The organism is Hymenobacter profundi (genome assembly GCF_019334315.1).
GTDB lineage: Bacteria > Bacteroidota > Bacteroidia > Cytophagales > Hymenobacteraceae > Hymenobacter > Hymenobacter profundi.
This window is the reverse complement of record NZ_JAHWGL010000161.1, coordinates 1-6,165: the sequence shown is the minus strand read 5'-3', so window position 1 is coordinate 6,165 and position 6,165 is coordinate 1. Positions and strand designations below refer to the sequence as shown.

Annotated in this window: 7 protein-coding genes; 5 read left to right on the top strand and 2 right to left on the bottom strand. The window is 57.4% G+C overall.

Going from position 1 to position 6,165, the window contains the following annotated elements; genetic code table 11:
• Window positions 1-184: 184 nt before the first annotated feature.
• On the bottom strand, window positions 185-874 hold the full coding sequence (locus KYK14_RS21210) for an NUDIX hydrolase (protein WP_185280633.1): 690 nt from the start codon (window positions 872-874) through the stop codon (window positions 185-187).
• 239 nt (window positions 875-1,113) lie between these two features.
• On the opposite strand from KYK14_RS21210, the gene KYK14_RS21205 reads away from it, so the two are divergent.
• Window positions 1,114-1,620, top strand: coding sequence for a metallophosphoesterase family protein (locus KYK14_RS21205; RefSeq protein WP_185280634.1), 507 nt, complete (start codon window positions 1,114-1,116; stop codon window positions 1,618-1,620).
• A 280-nt stretch (window positions 1,621-1,900) separates the two neighbouring features.
• On the opposite strand, the gene KYK14_RS21200 is transcribed toward KYK14_RS21205, so the two are convergent.
• On the bottom strand, window positions 1,901-2,203 hold the full coding sequence (locus KYK14_RS21200; protein WP_185284418.1) for a hypothetical protein: 303 nt from the start codon (window positions 2,201-2,203) through the stop codon (window positions 1,901-1,903).
• 86 nt (window positions 2,204-2,289) lie between these two features.
• Between KYK14_RS21200 and ltaE the strand changes: the two genes are divergently transcribed.
• The 4 genes from ltaE (at window position 2,290) to KYK14_RS21180 (ending at window position 6,065) form a co-directional block, all read left to right on the top strand.
• A complete protein-coding gene (gene ltaE, locus KYK14_RS21195; protein ID WP_219161672.1) occupies window positions 2,290-3,336 on the top strand; it encodes a low-specificity L-threonine aldolase in 1,047 nt (348 codons plus the stop codon).
• Between the two features lie 80 nt (window positions 3,337-3,416).
• Entirely contained in the window at window positions 3,417-4,697 is a 1,281-nt protein-coding gene (locus tag KYK14_RS21190; RefSeq protein WP_208307138.1) for a cation:proton antiporter, read from the top strand.
• An 89-nt stretch (window positions 4,698-4,786) separates the two neighbouring features.
• Entirely contained in the window at window positions 4,787-5,443 is a 657-nt protein-coding gene (locus KYK14_RS21185) for a metallophosphoesterase (protein ID WP_219161671.1), read from the top strand.
• Complete coding sequence (locus KYK14_RS21180) at window positions 5,430-6,065, top strand: DNA-3-methyladenine glycosylase family protein (protein WP_219161670.1); 636 nt, start codon at window positions 5,430-5,432, stop codon at window positions 6,063-6,065. The genes KYK14_RS21185 and KYK14_RS21180 overlap by 14 nt, the downstream gene beginning before the upstream one ends.
• Window positions 6,066-6,165: the final 100 nt, after the last annotated feature.

Genomic DNA, 6,165 nt, shown 5'->3' with positions numbered 1-6,165 from the left:
GGTAGTTGGGAATTAAAAGGTAAAAATCAGCAAGCGCCTGTCTTTTTCTGTCATCCTGAGCTTGCGAAGGATCTTATCACGTGAGAACGACAAGCGTAACAACGACTCGTTCACTTGGCATAAGATCCTTCGCAAGCTCAGGATGACAGAAAAAGACAGGCGCTTGTCAATTCTTCCCTCTTACTTAACTGCCCACTGTCGATTCGCCAGCGGTTTCGCTTAGGAAGTGGCGCACGACTAGCGCAATAGACGCGTACGAATCGTCGAGCACGCTTAGGGCCTCTTGGGGCGTCATCCAGCGCACTTCCTCGATGTACTCCTCGGCCTGGGGCTTCATCAGCGAGTCGTCGAGGCACTGCATGGTGTACCAGTTGGTTTTCTTCAGGATTTTGTTGCCGTTGTAGGCGTAGGAATGCCAGGTGCTGGGCAGTTTTTCGCCCAACGACACCTTGATGTTGCACTCCTCCTCTACCTCGCGCAGGGCCCCAATGCCGGGGTCTTCTTCTTTTTTGAGCTTGCCCTTGGGCAAATCCCACTTGTTGAAGCGCGAAATCATCAGCACCATGCCATCCCTTGTTACGAGGCCGCCGGCAGCTTTCACGATGCGGAACTGGTCTTTCAGGTGCAGAATCAGCCGTTTTTTCTTGCGGGCCAGCAGCGTAAGAGAGGTTAGCTTTTTCAGCTTTTTCACCTCCATCATGCGCAGTAGCCGGTCGATGAACACGTCCGTCACGTCGCGCACCAGCACATCGCCCACCAAATCTTTGGACGAAAATTCGTCTTCCGGATTCAGGATCAGGTCGTAGCGGTGCTTGTATATTTTCTCGCTGTTCTTCTTAATAATCAGCGGGATATCATTGATGAAAACGTTCATCGCGGAGTTGTCTTCTGGGAGGGCAAGAAAGCAAAAATAGACCGAAGTGCAGCTGCAAAACACAGCATAATTATCGGCAAACGGAAATACCCGCGTGGGGCAAGATACGGGGAACAGCCGAGGTAGTTACCTTGCGCCTTGTTCTGTTGTGGCCACACTGGCCGTCCGCGTTGCTTCTGGCTTTCCGAAACCTGCAGCCACCGGCGCGGGTTAGCCCTTCCTACCCTACCTCCTACTCTGTGAAATCCATTGGCCTGCTTTCCGACACCCACGGCTACCTCGACGAGCGTATCCTGCACCACCTCAGCACCTGCGACGAAATCTGGCACGCCGGCGACTTCGGCAACGTGGCTGTAGCCGATACCTTGGAGGCCATAGCCCCCCTGCGCGGCGTCTACGGCAACATCGACGGCCAGGACGTGCGCGCCACCGAGCCGCTGGTGCAGGCCTTTGAAATCGAAGGGCTGCGCGTGCTCATGACCCACATTGGCGGCTATCCCGGCCGCTACACCCCCGCCGCCAAGCCGCTTATTGCCGAGTACAAACCCGGCCTGTTTATCAGCGGCCACTCGCATATTCTCAAAGTGATGCCCGATAAGCGCAATCATCTGCTGCACCTAAACCCCGGCGCGGCTGGCCGCCACGGCTTTCATACGGTACGCACTATGTTGCGCTTTCAAATCAACCGGGGCAAGGTAGAGCAGCTGCAAGCCATCGAGCTGGGACCGCGCACCGAGCGGGGGTAGGAGGGTGTGGCCAAAGGAAGGTAGGAGGGTAGAAAAGTGAGGTGGAAAAGCCTCTGTCGTCCTGAGCGCAGCGAAGGACCTTCTCACGGCAGAACGACAGACGTATCAACAACTCGTTCTGCCGTGAGAAGGTCCTTCGCTGTGCTCAGGATAACACACTTCACACCCCCACGCCTCCTACCCTCTCACTCCCCCAAACGCAAAAACGCCTTCCTGCCGTAGCAGAAAGGCGTTTTCAAATCTATAAAGCAAAAGCCAACCGACGCCGGTGGCGACTTACTTACAGCGCGATTTCGGGCTTGGGCTTTTCGCCTTCCTGGCCGTCGCTGTTCACCTCTTTTACCACAGCCTCCGCTTCATCGAAGCCTTCGGTGCCGGTTTGGTTTACTTTAGCGATGTTGGGCGAAGTAGTCGTTTCCGAGGTAGCGGCAGGAGCCGTGCCACCGTTGAAGCGGGCCTTCAGCTCGTCGGTATCCACGTTCTTCAGAACGGGCGTAGCGAGCAGTTGCTTGATCACGCGCTGCTTGTTGTTAGCGCGGGCAATGTTCTTGCGGTGTTTCCGCTTTAGACGGGTAGCAGTCATATCCGGGTCGGTTGAATGTCATTTTTTGAATGAGGGGCAAAAGTAAGTCTTATTTTTGACTTCGAAAACCTTTAGCCCTCTTCTTTATGTCCTTGCCAACCATCGACCTCCGCTCCGATACCGTTACCCGCCCTACCCCCGCCATGCTGGAAGCCATGTTTCAGGCGCAAGTCGGCGACGATGTGTACGGCGAAGACCCCACCGTGCGGGCCCTGGAAGAGCAAGCCGCTGCTCGTTTTGGGCTGGAAGCCGGCCTGTTCTGCCCCTCCGGCACCATGACCAACCAGATTGCCATTAAGGCCCACACCGAGCCTTTATCAGAAGTTATCTGTGAGCAAACGGCCCACGTATACCTATGGGAGGTAGGCGGCATTGCGTTTCACTCGGGGGCCTCGGTGGCGCTGTTGCCCGGCGACCGGGGCCGCCTCACGGCCGCGCAAGTAGAGGCCGCCATCCGCCCCCTCGACAACGTGCACTACCCCGACACGCGCCTGATCTGCCTGGAAAACACCCACAACCGCGGCGGCGGCAGTTGCTACGCTATGGATGAAATTGCCGCCATTGCCGACGTAGCCCAACGCCACAAGCTGGCCCTGCACCTCGACGGCGCCCGCATTTTCAATGCTCTGGTAGCCACCGGCCAGCGCGCCGAGGACTACGGCAAGTATTTCGATTCCATTTCGGTGTGCCTTTCCAAAGGCTTAGGTACGCCGGTTGGCTCGGTGTTGCTAGGTAGCAAGAGTTTCATTCATAAGTGCCGGCGCATTCGCAAGGCCATGGGCGGCGGCATGCGCCAGGCTGGCTTTTTGGCCGCCGCGGGCCTCTATGCCCTGGAGCATCACGTAGACCGCCTGGCCGACGACCACCGCCGAGCCCGCCAGTTGGGCGAGGCGCTAGCCGCGCAACCCTACGTAGAGTTTGTGCTGCCGCCCGATACCAACCTGGTTATCTTCAAACTAAAGCCAGAAATGCCCGCCGACACCTTTTTCCAGCACCTGGAGCAGCAGGGTATTCGGGCGTCGTCGTTTGGGCCGCAGATGATTCGTTTTGTTACACATCTGGACGTAGACGATGCCATGGTGCAACGGGTAGTGGAGGCGCTAACTGATGTTGCTGTTAGTCTGCCCGGCTAGTTTTTTCGTAGCAAGACTACCTGCGTCAGTCCCTGCCCTTGGTGAGCTGGGGTGCGCTTCACTTGTATAGTCCACACTTTATGTATTTAAGCTTATACAACGTTCTGGCGCTGCTGCTGGTAGTCGCCGCCTTGTTTGGGTATGTCAACCACCGATTTTTGCGCCTGCCTTCTACTATTGGTCTCATGGTGCTGGCGCTGGTATCATCCGTTGGCTTGGTGGTGTTAGGGCGTTTTGAAATAGTCAATGTTTCAAACATCATCAATGCAATAAAGCAGATTGATTTTCAAACCATTCTGATGCAGGTGATGCTAAGCTTCCTGCTGTTTGCTGGCGCTATTCACGTAGACGCTCAGAAGCTGGGCCAGCAGCGTGTACCGGTTTTCACGATGGCCACCGTGGGCATGCTCCTTTCCACGTGTCTGGTGGGCTCCATGCTCTACTGGCTGCTGCCGCAGTTCGGCCTGTCGCTACCCTTTATGTGGTGCCTGCTGTTCGGCTCGCTCATTTCTCCCACCGACCCCATTGCGGTTTTAGGCATTCTGAAAGAAGCTCGCATTCCTAAGCAATTGGAAATCAGCATTGTGGGCGAGTCCTTATTTAATGATGGCGTAGCAGTAGTGGTCTTTGTGAGCTTGGCTCAGTTTGCTACTACCACCGGCGAGGCAGCGCCCGAGGGCCACAACATCGGCACGTTATTTTTGCAGGAAGCCGTGGGCGGCTTGGTGTTGGGCGCCGTTCTGGGCTACGTAGGCTACCGCATGCTCCGCTCCATCGACAATTACCAAGTGGAGGTGCTCATCACGCTGGCCCTTGTAACAGGCGGCACGGCCTTGGCTACCGCGCTGCACACCTCGGGGCCGCTAGCTATAGTAGTGGCCGGCCTGATTATCGGGCAGCAAGGGCGGCAGTTGGGCATGTCGGATACCACCCGTGAGTACGTCGATAAGTTCTGGGAAATGCTCGACGAGATTCTTAATGCTATCCTGTTTGTGTTGATTGGCTTCGAGATTTTGGTGCTGCGCTTCGAAACGGTGTATCTGTTAGTGGGCCTGTGCACCATCGTTATAGTGTTGTTGGCCCGCCTCATAGCCGTGGCGCTCCCGCTACGCCTGCTCAACCTGCGTCGGTCCTTTCCTCAGCACGCCGTGAAAGTGCTGACTTGGGGCGGCCTGCGGGGCGGCATTTCTGTGGCCCTGGCGCTGTCGTTGCCCGACGGTGAAGCCCGGGAGCTACTGGTAGCCGTCACGTACGTGGTGGTGGTCTTTTCCATCATTGTGCAGGGCCTGAGCATCGGACCGCTCGTCAAGCGCCTGGGCCTGAGCGTAGCGCCCAGCGAGACCGAGCCTTTGCAGCACTAATTTTGTAGGACCTAACCAAAACGTTGCAGGCTACACACCTGCTGATGCATACTGCCTGCCTGAGCGCAGGCAACAGAAATAATAGTTGTATGAATTTATTTGTGGTTGGGGATGTGCATGGGTGCTATTACACATGGCAGCAGCTGCTCCGGCACTGGCAGCCAGCAAAGGAACTGCTGATTCAGGTAGGCGATTTAGTGGACCGCGGCAACTTCGCGCCTGCTACCGTCGCCTCGGCCATCAGCCTGCGCCAGCGCCACCCCGACACCACTTTCTTCCTGAAAGGCAACCACGAAGCCAGCCTCTGGCAGCACTGCGGCCCCGATGGCCCCTACCCTCCCTGGCTGCAATGGGGTGGACGCGGCACCTTGTTTCAGTATCAGATGCACTCGCCTGCTACGCTACGCCACCACGCTGCGTGGCTGAGCCAGTTGCCGCTCTACTGGGAAAACAAGCACCTGTTCATCAGCCACGCCGGCCTAGCCGACACAGCGCAGCCACTAGATGAAAACAACCCCGATGGAATTCTGTGGCGCCGTGGCCCTTTGCACAACATTGGGCGGCGGCAAGTGGTAGGCCACACGCCTACCCCCGATGGTACACCTATTTTCGATGAGGCCGCCAATGTCTTTTACCTCGACACGGGTGCCTACGATGGGCGGGGCCTCACAGCCATTCGCCTCTCTCCCACCGGCGACCTACTCGACACCATCACCATCCCTACCCAAGCCGATGACATTGCCTGACGACGCCCAGCCCTACGCCGAAGCCCGCGCCTACCTCTCGGCCGCCGATCCGGTCTTGGCGCGCATCATCGCGCAGGTGCCGCCCGTGCAGCCCAGCGCCCACGAAGATATCTACTTAGCCTTGCTGCGCGCCATCGTCAGCCAGCAAATTTCGACTAAGGCAGCGGCGGCTATCTGGCGCAAGGTAGAGGGCCTGTTCCTACCCGATGGCTACCCCGAGCCCTCAGTATTAGTGGCCATGCGGGATGAGGAACTACGCGCCGCCGGCCTCTCCTACCAGAAAGCCGGCTACCTGCGCGCCATTGCCGAGTTTGCCCTCCGCGACCAGCTCGACCACGCTCACCTCAGCCAGCTTTCAGAGGAAGACTTCACCAAGCACCTCACCCAAATACGAGGGGTAGGCCGTTGGACTGCCCAAATGATTCAGATGTTCGCCCTCGACCAACCCGACGTGTTTTCAGAAGGCGACCTGGGCGTGCAAAACGCCATGCGCCAGCACTATGGCCTGGAAGAAACCGGCCGCGCCCTACTCCGCCGCATGACGGAAATTGCCGAAACCTGGCGGCCATATCGGTCTGTGGCGTGCAAGTATTTGTGGCGGAGTTTGGATGTGAAATGGTGAGCTGGTAAGTGGTGAGTAAAAAGACGGCTGTCATCCTGAGCTTGCGAAGGATCTTCTGCCAGTTGAACGAGTCGTTGTTACACTTGTCGTTCTGATGTGA

Coding starts and splice junctions, on each gene's coding strand:
- KYK14_RS21210 (WP_185280633.1), bottom strand. CDS start 874: ATGAACGTTTTCATCAATGATATCCCGCTGATTATTAAGAAGAACAGC.
- KYK14_RS21200 (WP_185284418.1), bottom strand. CDS start 2,203: ATGACTGCTACCCGTCTAAAGCGGAAACACCGCAAGAACATTGCCCGC.
- ltaE (WP_219161672.1), top strand. CDS start 2,290: ATGTCCTTGCCAACCATCGACCTCCGCTCCGATACCGTTACCCGCCCT.
- KYK14_RS21190 (WP_208307138.1), top strand. CDS start 3,417: ATGTATTTAAGCTTATACAACGTTCTGGCGCTGCTGCTGGTAGTCGCC.
- KYK14_RS21185 (WP_219161671.1), top strand. CDS start 4,787: ATGAATTTATTTGTGGTTGGGGATGTGCATGGGTGCTATTACACATGG.
- KYK14_RS21180 (WP_219161670.1), top strand. CDS start 5,430: ATGACATTGCCTGACGACGCCCAGCCCTACGCCGAAGCCCGCGCCTAC.